This is a genomic window from Paraburkholderia adhaesiva (assembly GCF_021390575.1).
Classification (GTDB): domain Bacteria; phylum Pseudomonadota; class Gammaproteobacteria; order Burkholderiales; family Burkholderiaceae; genus Paraburkholderia; species Paraburkholderia adhaesiva.
In genome coordinates this window covers 38120-53335 of record NZ_JAJEJQ010000002.1, presented here as the reverse complement: position 1 = coordinate 53335, position 15216 = coordinate 38120, and the positions used below count along the sequence as shown (strand labels likewise).

The window sequence follows — 15216 nt, the reverse complement described above, 5'->3', positions numbered from 1 at the left end:
GTCGTCGGCCGAGCGGCGCTGGTTTTTCGCGTGCGCTCGCTCACCGCCCTGACTCACCGATCACCTCGGCATTCCAATACGAACGAAGGAGAACGATCTTGACCGACACCCTCGAAGTGCGCGCCGTCACGCGCGCCGACTACGACGCCTGGCTGCCGCTGTGGGATGGCTACAACCGTTTCTACGGTCGCTTCGGGCCGACCGCGCTGCCGGAATCGATCACGCGCACGACATGGTCACGCTTCTTCGACGGCATCGAGCCGATGCACGCGCTAGTCGCGCTGCGCGGGGGGCGTGTCGTTGGCCTCGTGCACTACATCTTTCACCGCAGCACGACGCTCGACGGCCCGATCTGCTATCTGCAGGATCTCTTCACCGTCGAGGACGAACGTGGCAAAGGCGTGGGGCGCGCGCTGATCGAAGGTGTCTATGCTGCCGCGAAGGCGGCGAACTCGTCGCGCGTGTACTGGCACACGCACGAGACGAACCACACGGCGATGCGCCTCTACGACGGCGTCGCCGACAAGCCCGGCTTCGTCATGTACCGAAAGGACGTTTGAGACTGCGTCAGTCGAGATCGGCGACAAGCGCTGCGCGCGTGTCGCCGTCGATCGTCTGCGTGGCCACGCGATAGTTCGGATGATCGCAGCCGATCATGAGCGCGGCGCCATCGCGCAATCGCGTCTTCATTTCAGGCGTTAGCTCGAAGCGCACGAAATGTACCGCCGAGGTCTTCTCGGCGTTCTCGCGTTCGAGATCTTCGTCGGCGATCGCGTAGACCGGCGCTGCGCCGTCCACCTGCACGAAGATACGGTCCTCGATGCCGATGAGCCGCGCCAGCGCCGCGCGGCGCTCGATGTCGCTTACGTACTCGATCTGCATCGTCGCCTTGAGATTGCTGCCATCCGGCACGAGCGGCAGATATGCTTCCAGCTCGCCCTGAATGCCGTCCTCGTCGAAAATCTTCTCGATGTGCAGCATTTCCTGGATCTGATAGCGGATCGTCGTTTCGTCCTCGAACAGGAACGTCAAGTGATTGCCGAGCGTGACCGCACGCCGCTTCTTGTGCTCGATGATGCGGTTGCGCATGTCGCCGCGAACTTTGGCGTAAGCCTCCAGCGTCAGCAGCGAATTTCTCGCGATTCTCGCAATAGTCATCGTCATTTCCTGAAGTCGTATATGTACACAAATTGCTTCGGATACCTTATATACCGTAAGCGCGACGCAGAAGCGTGAGCGGATGCGCAAGCGGCGGATCGCCGAGCTGATTCTCGCCGATGCCTTGCGCAATATGATGCCCCGCCAGCGCGCAATCCGACGAGATAAAGGCCGGCTCACCCTGCGCCATCTGCTTGAAGACGGGCGTGCCGATCTTCATCGACATCGCGTGAAACTCCTTCTTCACGCCGAACGTACCCGCGTGCCCAGAGCAGCGCTCTACGACATTGACCTTCGTTTCGGGCACGAGCGACAGCAGATCGGACGTCTTGCGCCCGATGTTCTGCACGCGCGCGTGACACGGAACGTGATACGAAACGTTGCCGAGCGGCGTCCGGAAATCGGTGTTGAGCAGGCCGTCGCGATGCCGCGAAACGAAGTATTCGAACGGATCCCAGAACGCTTCGCTCACCGCGCGCGTGTCGGGGTCGTCGGGAAACATGAGTGGAAGCTCGTGCTTGTACATCAGCACGCAACTCGGTACAGCGCCGATCAACGCGTAACCTTCGCGCGCGTACTGCGCGAGCACGGGCATGTTCTGCGCCTGCTTCAGCGCGACGCCTTCCAGATTGCCCTGTTCGAGCAACGGCATGCCGCAGCACGCTTCGCTCTTCACGAGCACCCAGGGAATGGCGTTGTGATCGAGCACGGCGAGCAGATCGTGGCCGATGCCGGACTCGTTGAAATTCACATAGCAGGTCGCGTAGATCGCCACCTTGCCCGGCGTGCGCTCGCCGTCGCGCACTTCGTTCGATGCCGCACGCTTCGCCGCGCTGCGGAACTTGCGCGCCGCGAAGTCGGGCAGCCACGCCTTTCGGTCGACGCCGAGCGTGTCCTCCATCAGACCGCGCATTGCCCTCGTGTGATTCACGGCGTTGACGGTCTGCGTGACGACCGGAATGCCCGCGAGATGCCCGAGCGCATCCGTATTCGAGAGCACGCGGTCGCGCAACTTCACCTCGCCATTGCGATAGTCGATGGCCTTAGCTCGCAGCATCAGATGCGGAAAATCCACATTCCACGGATGCGGGGGCACGTAAGGGCATTTCGTCATGTAGCAGAGGTCGCACAGGTAGCATTGATCGACGACCTGACCGAACTTCGACTTGTCGACGTCGTGCGCCTCGCCGGTGTCGGTTTCGTCCACGAGATCGAAGAGCGCGGGAAACGCGCCGCACAGCGACACGCAGCGGCGACAGCCCGCGCAGATGTCGAACACGCGGGCCAGTTCCATGTCGAGCTTTTCTTTGTCGTAGAACGCTTCAGACTGCCAGTCGAGTGGATGCCGCGTCGGTGCTTCGAGACTGCCTTCCTTGTGGGGCATGACGTCTCCAGTTCTAGTTATGAGGGCGCGAGCGCGGGCGGCCAGCCATGCGTTTGCCGCGCGCCGGTGCGGAACCGGCGCGCCAGTCGGCCCGACCCGGGCACATCCCGTTTTCAACGCGCGCACACGGCACAGCGACCCACGCACACCGCTACTGTATGCGTGTGGGCGTTTCTCGCGCGAATGCCGGATACATCACAGGCGCGCGATCAGTCCGCGAGCGCGTCCAGCGCCTTTGTATAGCGATTCGCGTGGCTGCGTTCCGCCTTCGCCAGCGTTTCGAACCAGTTCGCGATTTCGTCGAATCCCTCATCGCGCGCTACTTTCGCCATGCCGGGGTACATATCGGTGTATTCGTGCGTTTCGCCTGCAATCGCCGATTGGAGGTTCAGCCGTGAAGAGCCAAACGGCAGGCCCGTCGCCGGGTCGCCGACGGCTTCCAGATATTCGAGGTGACCGTGCGCGTGGCCGGTTTCGCCTTCGGCGGTCGAACGGAACAGCGCGGCGACGTCATTCTGGCCTTCCACATCGGCCTTTGCCGCGAAGTAAAGGTATCGGCGATTCGCCCGAGAATGCATCCTTGAGGTTTTGTTCCGTCTTCGAGCCTTTTAGCTGTGTCATCGATTCCTCCATCCATCAGCGTGATTTGTGGGGACGCAGCGCTACCCGCAACCTTGCAGTGCAACAGGACAGTGATCTGACGCGGTTACACCGCATCTATTAATCTAGGAGGCGGCTGGGACCTTCCCAATTGTGATTTTCAATCCCGCCGATAGTCACGGATCGTCGCCGATGGCCGCGCGCAGCAAGGCGCGGGCCGCGAATATATTCACCGGCGACGAATTGCCCCGGTCAACATGCACATTCCGCCCTTGCAGCCGCCCGCAAACGTTCTACAGTTAATTGCTCACCTCAACACGCTCTATCGGAGCTGACATGAGACTTACCATCCTGATCAACGGTTCTGACCCGACCGTCAATCACGACTACGCCGTTCTTTGGCTCGATACGGACCAACGCCGTTGGTCGCGCGAGTCGCACGACGGCATCGACCTGCCCAAGTGGGGCGAGGTGCACGACGCGGACGGGGTGACATCGCTGTGCGCACCCCTCGACGACTCGCCGCTCTGTACATTGCGCGGTCTGCACGTCAATCGCCGGCAGGAAATCAGTTCGTCGTACGGCGACGCCACCTGGTCGTGCGAGTCGTCGCACGAGCCAATGGAAGGCAAATGGCGTCTGCAAGCGGTCGACCGCCAGGTCGTGCACGCCGAACACGCATTATTCGCGGGCTGACGACGTAGCGCGTCGCGCAGTTCCGCTTCGGTTCCACCCGGAATCACTTTAGTTTTTTTGCAAGCACGCGGCGCCGTACATCCGGCGCCGCGTTGCGTTGCGTCGCGCGTTGATGGTCGCGTGGATGCGTGATACGCGCGCGATATGCCCTTGAGAGGTAGTCGCGCAGGGCCGCTCCATTCCTGAATATACCCACCGCGGAAGGCGCGGACATCGTATCGATCACACTCGACGATTTCCAGTGCCACCCATTGGCCGCTCATGCTCGCCGCATGAACCCGGCGCAATGGCGTGGCTGGCCGCGTGCGAACGCGCCCGCTATACTTTCAGCCCGCCGTCACCCCGTTTGAATTTGCCTGCCTCGCCGATGAAGAAATTCGTTGCCTGTCTCCTGATGGCTGTCGCAAGCCATGCGTTCGCCGCGCCGGACTGTGCCGGGTTCGCTCCCGGCGGCCAGTTCCCCACGCTCACGAATCCGCGCATGGCGTCAAAGACGCGCGTGCTCTGCTATTCGGATTTCGCCGTGCTGCATTCGGGTGTCACGCACGGTCCGTTGTGGTCCGCCGAGCATCTCACGCGCGAACACCTCGAAGCAGCGAAGGACATGACGCGCACGAACCGCTTCTTCGAAGACGACCGGCTGCCCGCCGGGGAAGGCGCGACGCTTGCCGACTACAGGCGCAGTGGCTTCGACCGCGGTCATATGAGCCCCGCAGGCAACCGCTGGAATCCGCAGGCGATGGCGGAGTCGTTCTCGCTCGCGAACATCGTGCCCCAGGACCGCGAGAACAACGAACGTCTGTGGGCACGCATCGAAGCAGCCGTGCGCCGGCTCGCTGCTAAATATGGTGAAGCGTGGGTCGTGACTGGCCCGCTCTTCACGGGCGCGCAGTTGCAGACGATCGGCCCGTCACGCGTGCTGGTACCGACGCAGATTTACAAGGTTGTGTACGTGCCGTCTCAGCAGCTGGCGTTCGCGATCGTCGCCGACAACACCAGTGCCGAGCGCTACGACGTGCGCTCAGTGCGCACACTCGAACAGCAGAGCGGGATCAGTTTCCCTGGCATTCCGGCGAGTGCCGCCGAGGCGACGAAAGTGTCATTCAACGGCCGCACATTCGGCATGCGCAAGTGGGGTTGGTGAGCGAGGCGCTCGCACACGCGGACTTCGCGTGAGTTACGGACTTTCGATGTCGAGGCGCGAAACCTTCGCGCCTTCGAGCGATACACCCGCCATCAGGCCAGTGTTCGTCAGCACGAACGCCTCGATCGGATTGACCGCCGTCGACGTATCCACCTTCCCGTTCGCACCCATCTTGACGAGGGCGACCGTCGCATCGGCGCCCGCCTTCCACCCGCTGCTGTGCATGAAGCGATCGAGCGCGCTCTGCGTCATGAACGCGTAGACGATAGCGCGCGACTGCGCACCAAACTGGAAACCCAACGAGCCACCGATCGAATTGAAGTAGCCAGCGGTGCGTCCGTCGATGCGCAATGCACCGCGCCCGTAATTGCCCCCCACGAAGAATCCTGCGCCGATCACGGAAGGGAACACGAGCACACCGCGCGCTTTCCCGATGAGTTCGCCGGAGCCCGGCACCGTGCTGTACAGTCGCGCGAGCGTGGCGTCGCAACCGGTATCGATTTCACGGCGTGCCTGTGCGTTCTGGCTCGCGGCGTCCGTGGACAAGCTTGTCGTCGTGCAGCCCGCGAGCACACCGGCGGCGACCAGGCCGCCAGCAAGGAATTGCCTTCTGTTCATTGTTCGTTCGCCATTCGATGCATCGACATCGCTTTTGTGTTTGTGTTTATCTACGGGCGCGGCGTTGGAAGGCGCGGGAGCGGATCGACCGGCTTGCCGTCCTCGCGAATCTCGAACACGAGCGACGCCTTGCCCGCCTGGTCCGTGCCGCTTTGCGCGATCACTTCACCCTGCTTCACCGTAGCTCCCTCATGCACGAGCAGCTTGCTGTTGCGGCCATACGCCGTGATCAGTTGCGTGTCGTGCTTGATGATGACGAGATTTCCGTAAGCCTTGATGCCATCGCCCGCGTAAACCACACGGCCCGCCGCAGCGGCCTTGACCGACTGGCCTGCCGTGCCCACGATCACCACACCGCGCGACTTGCCCGTCACGAACGGCGCATTCACGCCGCCGTTAATGGGCCACACGAAGCGCGACTTGCTCTGATTCGTGGCGGCGGTGGATGTGGAAGACGCCGTCGCTGGCTGCGCCTGGGCGCTGCCGGAGGTGGTGTCGGTGCCGGGCGGCGAAACGCGCAGCAGTTGGCCCACCTGCACGAGCCCCGAGTCGGGCAATTTGTTCCAGCTCGCGACGTCGGCCACGCGCTGGCCGTGCGTTGTAGCGACGTGATATAGCGTGTCGCCTGGCTTGACGCGGTAGAAGCCCGCCGGCGCATCGGCGTCGGGCGCCGCCGCCGACGCAGATCCGGTGGGCAGGAGCGGTGGCTGCTCCTGCTTCGCGGACGCGGACGCCGTGTTGCTTGCATCGCTTGAAGAAGCAGGCCATGGCGTGAACGTGCAGCCGCACAGCGCCGCGGCCAACGCGACCGAACACGCAGCGCCTCGCGTCGTCAAACCCAGTCTGAAGCCGCGACGCACGGCCCCGCAAGTCGGTGCGCGCATCATCAGTTATGCGAATGATCTGTTTCAGTCAGGTGCGCGACGCGTGCGAGCGCGGCCGGTGTGCCACCATAGTTGAAACAGGCGACGACCACGACAGGTTCCGCTACTTTTTCAAGAAAACTCACGACACACTCCTTCTTCCTGCGAATTGCGAGACACGCGACACACACGCGGCGCCACGAGGCACAAGTGCGAAATGATCGTCGCTTTACGCGACGGCCCACCGTGCTACGCGCGCGGACTTTGACCGATATCAGTCGGCGAACCGCGAAACTTCGTGTTTCTAACAAAGATTTGACAATGCGTGCAGCGCGGGACGAAGGAAGAAGACGGTCGAGCCCATCGCGACCGGCTATCTATAATGCCGACGATGGCACTTCAAGGAGGATCGCAAGGTGTTCGACGCATACGCAAACGACGACGACGTCCTGAACGTCGAGGGTGACGCGCTCACGGTCACGAACGGCACGACGCGCGTGAGGCTCTCTGGCACGCTAGCACTTACGCGCGACAAGCGCGGGCTCGCAGCCGCGCTCGCGCTCAAGGCGGCGCTGGACAGTGTCGTGCAGAAGTTGCAAGCCGATCCGCACCTGCCCGCAAGGATTGCCGACGAACCCGACGAAAAGCCAGGCGTCGTCGACAATCCGTTCCGTTGAACGCGTCCCGCAGGCGCTAGTACGGTTTGCGCGACGAACTCGCGACAGCAGTGCGCTTCCCTCAGCGCGTTGAAATCCTGGACCTAGCCAAGCGCGCGGTGCAGCATCGAGAGCGAGCGCGAATACGCCAGCGCCGCTGCGGACGCGTCGTAGTGCGGCCGCGATGGCGACGCGAACGCGTGGTCACAGCCTTCGTAGGTGTAAAGCTCGACGCCAGGTTTGCCCGCGAGCGCCTTCGCAATGCGATCGCGCGTGGCGGCATCGCAATAGGCGTCGGCGGCTGCGAAATGGAGCATCAGAGGGCACTGGATCTTCTGCACTTCGCCGAGATAATTTTCAATGCCCACCGCGTAGTAGCCGATCGCGCAATCGGTGTCGGTGCGAGCGGCGGCCAGAAACGCGATCCGTCCACCGAGGCAGTAGCCGAGCACGCCCGCCTTGCCGCGATGTGACGGGAGCGCCCGCAGCGCGGCGAGCGTCGCGGCGACGTCGTCCGCGGCGAGATCGTTATCGAAACGCTCCAGAAGCGCGAGCGCCTTTGCGAGGTCCTCGTCTTCGTAGCCAAGATCGACACCCGGCTCAAGCCGCCAGTAAAGGTCCGGCACCATCGCGACGTAGCCCTCTCCAGCGTACTGGTCGGCCATCGACCGCATGTACGCGCTTACGCCGAAAATCTCCTGCAACAGCACGAGGCCGGGACCGTTGCCCTTCGCCGGCAGCGCCGTGTAGGCGCGAAACGTGCCACCGTCGCGCGATTTCACCTGGGTCCACTGTCCGTTCATGGGCTGCCTCCTTCCGTTCGGGTGGATGGGCAGCGGCCCCAACCACTGATCCGCGATCAGCCGTCGATGCCGCATGTCGATGCCCAGCGTCAACCAGAAGCAATACGCGAGCCCGTGAACGGTTCAGCCCCTTTCACGCCCCATTCAAGACGTGCCGAAACCTCCGGCGGCCACGAGCGGCGGCAGCGCCGAGGTCCCGCGTATCCACGCATGATTCGCGAGCGCGGCCATTTCGCGGTCGCCGCGGCTGTCGCCGTAAGCGTAGAGCGTGGCGGGGGCGCGCTCGCCCCACCATGCACGCAGTCGCGCCACCTTCTCCGGTCCCCAGCAATTCTGGCCCGCCAGTCGTCCCGTATAAACGCCGTCGCGCCAATCCAGTTCGCTCGATAGCACGGTCTGGATACCAACGGTCGCCGCCCATTTACGCAGATACACAGAAGGCGACGCGCTCACCAGCACGACCTCATGTCCCAACGCCTGATGCTCGCGCACACGCGCCAGCATCTCGGGACGCAGAAGCGCGGGCAGTCGTGTGTCGACGAAACGCTGCGCGGCCACTTCGAGCGCGTCGCGTCGCACAGGTCCGAGCATCGCGTACATGAATCGCGCCTTCGTGGGTCCACGCTCGGACCAGCCCGGCGGAATGCCCGCCAGCCACGGCAGGCAACGCAGCGCGGCGAGCGCAAAGCGCACCGGGCCCCCAGCGTCCAGCAGGAACGCGCGGAAGCTGTCGGTGGTGGTGATGGTGCCATCGAAATCGAAAGCGGCGACGACGCGGTCGTTCATGTATCAGGAGCCGGACGGTGGAATAAATTAGGAGGAGGCGATGCCGCGGTGGGCGGCAAAACCGGCGTCATTGTCGATGTAAACCTGAAATGGGTGCAATGCCCGGATGGGGCGTCGTCCAAAATGCGCGGGATATATTGATCATTTGAATCAATATCTATTCATATCGATCAAGATTGCTCCATTAGCATCAGGCGAAGCGTGCGCGTTCCACGCAAGCCCGCATTCGTCGACAACGTGATCGGTCTCGTCATCGGCCCGCTGTTCGTGCTCGCCGAGGCACTCTTCGGCCCCGGCTGGCGCCCCGCGCTGCGTGCGGCCATCGAGGCGAAAGCGGGTCCCACGCGCATCAACCCGCCGCGCGAAGCGGCCAGTGGGCGCTCGCAGGCGGCCAATGCCGCCCCGCCGCACATCGCCGTGCCGAGCCGCGCCGCCGCCGTGCGGAACACCTCGACTCGCGACGCGCCCTAGCGCGACAGCCGCACGAGCCGCGCGCTATGCAGCGCCGTCAACGCGACGGCCATCCAGATCGGCACATAGGTCGCGAGTTGGCGCGCGCCGAGATGTTCGCCGAGCAACGTCACCGAGACGATCACGAGCAGCACCGGCTCGACGTAGCCAAGGATGCCGAACAGCGCCATCGGCAACAGGCGGCTCGCCTTGAGGTACGAGGCGAGTGCGACCGTGCTGATCGCGCCCAACCCCGGCAGCAGCGCGAACGCCAGAACCGGGCGCGCGTCGAGTAGCGCGAGCGAACCGCGCGCCCAGACATAGAAAAACGCGACCGGCAGCAGCAGCATCATTTCGACAGCAAAGATCGTGAGCGAGTCCGCGTGGATCTTGCGGCGCAACACGAAATACGGCGGATAACCGAGGCAAACGAGGAGCGTCGGCCATGAAAACGCGTGCGTGGCCCAAAGCTCATGTGCGACGCCGACCGCCGCGCACATCACGGCGAGCCACTGAAGCGCGTCGAGCCGCTCGTGGTAGTAGAAACGTCCGACGAGCACCATGATGAGCGGCAGCAGGAAATACCCGAGCGAGACCTCCAGCAAGCGCCCGTGCAGCGGCGCCCAGAGAAATACCCAGAGTTGCGAGCCGAGCAGCGCCGCGCTCACCACGAGCGCGAGCGCCGTGTACCGTTGAGTCACCATGCGCACGGCCAGCTCGCGCAATTGCGCGCCGCGCCCGCGCACGAAGATCAGCGCGAGCGCGCCCGGCACGGTCCAGATCACGCGCCAGGCAAAGATGTCGAGGCCGTCGAGCGGCTTGAGCAGCAGCGCATAAGCCGACAGCAGCGCGAACAGTGCCGATGCGCCAGTCGAAAGCGCAATGCCACGTCCAGGTTCGTACTGGTTCATCGGCGCGCTGCCGTCCGGGCGTTGCGAGAGTGTCGGGAAAGGCGAGCGGTGCGTCGTCCCTCCGGCGCAAGCGGGCAGGACGCGAGTGAAGGCGTTGTCATTGGTATCGGTCGGGGAAAAGGCTGCGGCCGGTGTGCCCGGCCGCCAGCGCGCATTCTAGTCTGGTTAGCACTGGTTAGCACGCGCCCGGCTGGGCAGGCACGCACGATGCTCCTGTCCATGACCCCTGCGAGAGCGGAAGCATTCGGCAATTTAGTCCGTGCAGATCGCGCCACAATGGACTAGAACGTAAGTCTCGCAACGGAACTGCCAGCCGTCCTGTGCAACTGGAGCCCGCATGAGCCGTCCCGCGCCCCGCCCTGCTGTCGCCCGCCTGTCTCCCGCCCTTACCACTTTCGCCGCCGAAGTCCGCGACGGCCTCACGCACGCGCCACAGAAAGAACTGCCTTCAAAGTATCTGTATGACGAAGTTGGTTCCGCGCTGTTCGAAGTGATCACCGTGCTGCCCGAGTACGGCGTGACGCGCGCCGAAGAGCGCCTGCTCACGCGCTACGCCACCGAAATCGTCGATGCACTGCCCGCCGATGTCAGCGTCGCCGAACTCGGCAGCGGCAGCGGCCGCAAGACGCGGCGCATCCTCGAAGCGCTGTGCCGCAAGCGCCCCACGTCATACAGTCCGATTGAAATTTCGCGCACCGCGTTGCAACTGTGTCGCCGCGAACTCGCCGATATCGAGCGCATCTCGATCGTCGGCTACGAACGCGACTACCTCGCGGGTCTCGCCGAAGTGAGCCGCAACCGGGCGAGCGGCGAGCAACTGCTCGTGCTCTTTCTCGGCAGCACGATCGGCAATTTCGCGCGGCTCGCGGCCACGCGTTTTTTGCGCGACATCCGGGCGATGCTTGAGCCCGGCGACACGCTGCTGCTCGGCACCGACCTCGTGAAGCCCGTGAAAACGCTGCTCGCGGCCTATGACGACTCGATTGGCGCGACCGCCGCGTTCAACCTGAACCTGCTCGCGCGTGTCAACCGCGAACTCGACGGCAACTTCGAACTCGCCGCCTTCGAGCACGTCGCGCGCTTCAACCCCGACGCCCGCAGCATCGAGATGCACCTGCGCGCGAAATCGCACGTCGAGGCGCGCGTGGGCGTGGCGGGATTAGCCGTCACGCTCGAAGCGGGTGAGACGATCTGGACCGAGAGCAGCCACAAGTACCACGCGGATGAGATCCCCGCGATTGCCGCCGATGCGGGCTTCACCTGCGTGCAGCAATGGGTCGAGAAGGAATGGGGATTCGCGGAGAGCCTGCTCGCCGCGACATGACGTTAGAGGTGGCCGCGCAAATTCGGACAGTCGGATAAGTGGTTTGGCCGGGGCCTGAGCCAGCGATAATGCTGGCAAAGGAACCGAGGAAATGACGAAGAGAACCCGACGGACGCACTCAGCGGCGTTCAAAGCGAAAGTGGCACTGGCAGCGGTCAAAGGTGAGCGCACGCTGGCCGAACTGGCACAGCAGTTTGATGTACATCCGAACCAGATCACGGAATGGAAGCGGCAGTTGCAGGAGCGTGCGGCAGACGTGTTTGGTGCGACAGGTGCACCGTCGAGCGATCCGCCGGTGGACGTGAAAACGCTGCACGCGAAGATCGGGCAGTTGACGCTGGAGAACGATTTTTTGTCAGGAGCGCTCGGCAAAGCCGGACTGCTGAGCGCAAAGCGATGATTGACTGTACGCATGCGCTGCCGGTTTCGCGACAGACGCGACTGGTTGGCATCGCGAGATCGAGCGCATATTACCGGGCGCAGCCGGTCAGCGAGGTCGATCAGTTGCTGATGCGGCGAATCGACGAACTGCACATGGAGTTCCCATTTGCAGGGGCGCGGATGCTGGCGCGCCTGTTGCGCCGGGAAGGCCATGAGGTGGGTCGCCGTCGCGTACGCACGCTGATGAAGCGCATGGGCGTCGAGGCGCTGTACTGCAAGCCGAACACGAGCCGCCGCAACGCGCAGCACAAGATCTGGCCGTACCTGCTGCGCGGCATGAAGATCGAGCGTGCCAATCAGGTGTTCGCCCTCGACACGACGTACATTCCGATGGCGCGCGGCTTCGTGTACCTGACGGCAGTGGTGGACTGGGCGAGCCGCAAGATTCTCGCGTACCGGGTCGCCATCACGCTGGAAGCCACGCACGCCGTCGAGGCGCTGGAAGAGGCGTTCGCCCGCTACGGACTGCCCGACATCGTGAACACCGATCAGGGTAGCCAGTTCACGGCGGGCGCGTTCACCGAGGCGGTGCTGAGCCGGGGCGTGCGGCTGTCGATGGACGGCAAAGGGGCCTGGCGCGACAACGTGTTCGTCGAACGGGTGTGGCGCAGCATCAAGTACGAAGAGGTCTACCTGAAAGCGTACGAGTCGGTCAGCCATGCCCGGCGCTCCATCGGCGAATACGTCGAGCTGTACAACCGGAAACGGCCCCATTCGAGCCTGGCGGATCAGACCCCGGATGAGGCATACTTCGCGACGCTGCCTCCGATCAAATCGGCAGCATGATTGCCTCGGACGTTCCACTTAAAAATCTCAGATGACTGTCCGAACGAGTGAGGCCACCTCTGTTTCCTGACGTGATGCTCAGTGTTGCTCGAAGCGCTCGTAGCGCTTGTCGGTGAATTGCTCTTCGCTAATCACCTCCATCACGCGCGCCGCCGGCGGCCCGTGACGCAGCCACGACAGCATGCGGTCGACCTGATTGGCCGATCCCTGGATCACGGCCTCGACGGACCCGTCCTCCATGTTGGCAACGTAGCCGCGAATGCGCAGCGCGTGCGCCTGGCGCACGGTTGCGTGCCTGAAGCCCACACCCTGCACCGTTCCGCGCACGCGCACGTGATACGTTTCGACGCGCGAATCCAGATCCGGTCCGGTCATCGTTCAATCTCCTTCGTTTGTCTGTCGACCCGAGTTAGTGCTTCAGCACTTACTCGGGTCCCATGCAAAGCTGTCGACCCGAGTTAGTGCTTCAGCACTTACTCGGGTCCCATGCAAAGCTGTCCTTCCATCTGCGCGGGATTGTAGACGCCATCGCGCGCTCGCGTAGCGCATCGTTGACACGCGCCGTGCGTTTCACGCGGACGGCGGCGCCAGAGAACCGGCGCGCCACGTACAATCCGTGCCACACCGGCCGCACTGCCGCCCTCTTTTTTGCAGCCAAAGCAACAGAATCAACCGACGAGGAAGCGAACCCCCTATGACCGCCAACCACCGCGATCTCGTGCTGATCACCGGCGCGTCCGGCTTCGTCGGCTCGGCCGTCGCCCGCATCGCGCAGGAGAAAGGCTATGCCGTGCGCGTGCTGGTGCGCCCGACGAGCCCGCGCACCAACCTCGCCGCGCTCGACGCCGAAGTCGTCACCGGTGACATGCGCGACGTCGCGTCGATGCGCGCGGCGCTCGCGGGCGTGCGCTACCTGTTCCACGTCGCCGCCGACTATCGCCTCTGGGCGCCCGACCCGCACGAAATCGAGCGCGCGAATCTCGAAGGCGCCGAGGCGACGATGCGCGCGGCGCTCGACGCGGGCGTCGAACGCATCGTCTACACGAGCAGCGTCGCGACGCTCAAGGTGACGAGTTCGGGCGCCTCTGCCGACGAAACCTCGCCGCTCACGGCGGATCAGGCCATCGGCGTGTACAAGCGCAGCAAGGTGCTGTCCGAGCGCGCGGTCGAGCGCATGATTGAACGCGACGGCCTGCCCGCCGTGATCGTCAATCCGTCGACGCCGATCGGTCCGCGCGACGTCAAGCCGACGCCGACGGGCCGCATCATCGTCGAGGCAGCGACGGGCAAAATCCCCGCATTCGTCGATACGGGCCTCAATCTCGTGCACGTCGACGACGTCGCGCACGGCCACTTTCTCGCGCTGGAGCGTGGGCGCATCGGCGAGCGCTATATCCTCGGCGGCGAGAATCTGCCGCTGCAGCAGATGCTCGCCGACATCGCCGGAATGGTCGGCCGCAAGCCGCCGACTGTCGCGCTCCCACGCTGGCCGCTTTATCCGATCGCGCTCGGTGCGGAAGCGGTCGCGCAATTCACGAAGCGCGAACCGTTCGTCACCGTCGATGCCCTCAGGATGTCGAAGAACAAGATGTACTTCACGTCGGCGAAGGCGGAGCGCGAACTCGGCTATCGCGCGCGGCCGTATCGCGAGGGGCTTAAGGACGCGCTCGCCTGGTTCAGGGAAGCCGGTTATCTGAACGCGTAAGCGAAAACGCAACGGCGCGCGCATGACACACATGCCGCGCGCCACCACTGCTATCCGGCACCTTTTTTCTCGAGCGGATTGGCGTGATCGGTTCGCATTTTGTTACAACTTTTCTTGCGACCTGAGAGCAACGCCGTAAAGGCAATCGCGACGCGCTGTGGGTAAAATCGCCGGTCTTACCTGAGAAGCCTCGCATGAATCTACACGATCAGATTGGCGCGCTCGAAGCTGGCGTCGATCAGCTCCTCGTGGCCGCCACCGCCAGCACTTCGCGCGCGGCAGAGACGGCGTCCGCGAACCAGCCCGCTGTCGCACACGCCGATACCACCGACGTCGCGCTCGCGCCCACCGCACAGCCACAAGCACAAGCCGAAGTCCGCGCAGACGTCGGCCACGCGCAGCCTGCCCTCAACGTCAATGCGGACGTTGAAGCGGCTGAATCAACCGATACAGCAGAAACAGTGGTCACGACCGAAGCACCCGTCGAGAACGATCTCGAAGCCGCCACGCCCGCACCAGCGAGCGCAACGCAGCCCGACGAATCCGTCGAGGAAGGACCGACGCTTGAGATCGGCCGTCCGGCACAGAACGTGATCACGATGACGATCGGCGGCCAGACGGTGTCGCTGCATCCGTTGCAGATCGGACAACTGATCGAGGAACTCGCGAACGCGCGCGCTTCGATGCAGCCTGAGCCGCCGCCCGGCATTCCGCCCGGCTGGCGATTCGTGTCGACGAAAAATCCCGCGATGGCCGTGCAGAAGCAGTCGAACGGCGACCGTCTGCTGGTGATGCGGCACACGGGTCACGGCTGGGTACCGTTCACGTTCTCGCCGGACATGGTCATCCAGATGTACATGATGCTGACGCAGCGCTGAAGCGCAGCTGCGC

General features: G+C 63.9%; 18 protein-coding genes and 1 pseudogene. 9 read left to right on the top strand and 10 right to left on the bottom strand.

The window, feature by feature from the left end:
• Positions 1-98: 98 nt before the first annotated feature.
• The gene (locus L0U80_RS15605) at positions 99-560 is read left to right on the top strand and encodes a GNAT family N-acetyltransferase (protein WP_233866248.1); all 462 of its coding nucleotides are present in this window, start codon (positions 99-101) and stop codon (positions 558-560) included.
• Between the two features lie 7 nt (positions 561-567).
• Here the strand turns inward: L0U80_RS15605 and L0U80_RS15600 are convergent, their stop codons facing one another.
• The 3 genes and pseudogenes from L0U80_RS15600 to L0U80_RS15590 form a co-directional block, all read right to left on the bottom strand.
• Positions 568-1158, bottom strand: coding sequence for a DUF3501 family protein (locus tag L0U80_RS15600; RefSeq protein WP_373322207.1), 591 nt, complete (start codon positions 1156-1158; stop codon positions 568-570).
• Between the two features lie 46 nt (positions 1159-1204).
• Positions 1205-2542, bottom strand: a complete 1338-nt coding sequence (locus L0U80_RS15595) for a heterodisulfide reductase-related iron-sulfur binding cluster (protein ID WP_233866243.1) — start codon at positions 2540-2542, stop codon at positions 1205-1207.
• Positions 2543-2751: 209 nt separating this feature from the next.
• Positions 2752-3163 (bottom strand): annotated as a pseudogene (locus L0U80_RS15590) (rubrerythrin family protein).
• A gap of 315 nt (positions 3164-3478) precedes the next feature.
• Here L0U80_RS15590 and L0U80_RS15585 point away from each other — a divergent pair.
• On the top strand, positions 3479-3838 hold the full coding sequence (locus tag L0U80_RS15585) for a DUF3564 domain-containing protein (RefSeq protein WP_233866240.1): 360 nt from the start codon (positions 3479-3481) through the stop codon (positions 3836-3838).
• Positions 3839-4205: 367 nt separating this feature from the next.
• The gene (locus L0U80_RS15580; RefSeq protein WP_233866237.1) at positions 4206-4982 is read left to right on the top strand and encodes a DNA/RNA non-specific endonuclease; all 777 of its coding nucleotides are present in this window, start codon (positions 4206-4208) and stop codon (positions 4980-4982) included.
• A 33-nt stretch (positions 4983-5015) separates the two neighbouring features.
• Here L0U80_RS15580 and L0U80_RS15575 read toward each other — a convergent pair whose 3' ends face one another.
• The 3 genes from L0U80_RS15575 to L0U80_RS31520 are packed head-to-tail and all read right to left on the bottom strand — an operon-like array spanning position 5016 to position 6609.
• Positions 5016-5600: a BPSL1445 family SYLF domain-containing lipoprotein gene (locus tag L0U80_RS15575; protein ID WP_233866234.1), complete on the bottom strand. Its 585-nt coding sequence runs from the start codon at positions 5598-5600 to the stop codon at positions 5016-5018.
• Positions 5601-5650: 50 nt separating this feature from the next.
• Complete coding sequence (locus tag L0U80_RS15570) at positions 5651-6487, bottom strand: peptidoglycan DD-metalloendopeptidase family protein (protein WP_233866232.1); 837 nt, start codon at positions 6485-6487, stop codon at positions 5651-5653.
• Positions 6487-6609: a hypothetical protein gene (locus tag L0U80_RS31520; RefSeq protein ID WP_267954834.1), complete on the bottom strand. Its 123-nt coding sequence runs from the start codon at positions 6607-6609 to the stop codon at positions 6487-6489. Before L0U80_RS31520 ends, L0U80_RS15570 begins: the two co-directional genes overlap by 1 nt.
• A gap of 270 nt (positions 6610-6879) precedes the next feature.
• On the opposite strand from L0U80_RS31520, the gene L0U80_RS15565 reads away from it, so the two are divergent.
• A complete protein-coding gene (locus L0U80_RS15565; RefSeq protein WP_233866230.1) occupies positions 6880-7140 on the top strand; it encodes a hypothetical protein in 261 nt (86 codons plus the stop codon).
• A gap of 83 nt (positions 7141-7223) precedes the next feature.
• Here the strand turns inward: L0U80_RS15565 and L0U80_RS15560 are convergent, their stop codons facing one another.
• Together L0U80_RS15560 and L0U80_RS15555 are read right to left on the bottom strand one after the other, a co-directional pair.
• Entirely contained in the window at positions 7224-7922 is a 699-nt protein-coding gene (locus L0U80_RS15560; protein WP_233866217.1) for a dienelactone hydrolase family protein, read from the bottom strand.
• 144 nt (positions 7923-8066) lie between these two features.
• Entirely contained in the window at positions 8067-8708 is a 642-nt protein-coding gene (locus L0U80_RS15555; protein ID WP_233866215.1) for an HAD-IB family hydrolase, read from the bottom strand.
• A 201-nt stretch (positions 8709-8909) separates the two neighbouring features.
• On the opposite strand from L0U80_RS15555, the gene L0U80_RS15550 reads away from it, so the two are divergent.
• Entirely contained in the window at positions 8910-9179 is a 270-nt protein-coding gene (locus L0U80_RS15550) for a DUF962 domain-containing protein (RefSeq protein ID WP_233871575.1), read from the top strand.
• Here L0U80_RS15550 and rarD read toward each other — a convergent pair.
• A complete protein-coding gene (gene rarD / locus L0U80_RS15545; RefSeq protein ID WP_233866213.1) occupies positions 9176-10069 on the bottom strand; it encodes an EamA family transporter RarD in 894 nt (297 codons plus the stop codon). The two genes, L0U80_RS15550 and rarD, sit on opposite strands and share 4 nt — an antisense overlap.
• A gap of 337 nt (positions 10070-10406) precedes the next feature.
• Between rarD and egtD the strand changes: the two genes are divergently transcribed.
• Together egtD and L0U80_RS15535 are read left to right on the top strand one after the other, a co-directional pair.
• Positions 10407-11393 carry an L-histidine N(alpha)-methyltransferase gene (egtD, locus tag L0U80_RS15540; RefSeq protein WP_233866210.1) on the top strand — a complete coding sequence of 329 codons (987 nt, stop codon included), beginning with the start codon at positions 10407-10409 and terminating at the stop codon, positions 11391-11393.
• A 91-nt stretch (positions 11394-11484) separates the two neighbouring features.
• Positions 11485-12620, top strand: a protein-coding gene (locus L0U80_RS15535) for an IS3 family transposase (RefSeq protein WP_373322205.1) whose coding sequence is annotated in 2 segments (ribosomal slippage) — positions 11485-11740 and positions 11740-12620 — 1137 coding nt in all. Because the reading frame shifts where the segments join, the coding sequence is not laid out codon by codon here.
• Between the two features lie 78 nt (positions 12621-12698).
• Here L0U80_RS15535 and L0U80_RS15530 read toward each other — a convergent pair.
• Positions 12699-12995 (bottom strand): acylphosphatase, encoded by a 297-nt coding sequence (locus tag L0U80_RS15530; RefSeq protein WP_233866204.1) that lies wholly within the window; start codon positions 12993-12995, stop codon positions 12699-12701.
• A 319-nt stretch (positions 12996-13314) separates the two neighbouring features.
• Here L0U80_RS15530 and hpnA point away from each other — a divergent pair, with 319 nt between their 5' ends.
• Positions 13315-14325 (top strand): hopanoid-associated sugar epimerase, encoded by a 1011-nt coding sequence (gene hpnA / locus L0U80_RS15525; protein ID WP_233866201.1) that lies wholly within the window; start codon positions 13315-13317, stop codon positions 14323-14325.
• A 194-nt stretch (positions 14326-14519) separates the two neighbouring features.
• A complete protein-coding gene (locus tag L0U80_RS15520) occupies positions 14520-15203 on the top strand; it encodes a hypothetical protein (RefSeq protein ID WP_233866198.1) in 684 nt (227 codons plus the stop codon).
• Positions 15204-15216: the final 13 nt, after the last annotated feature.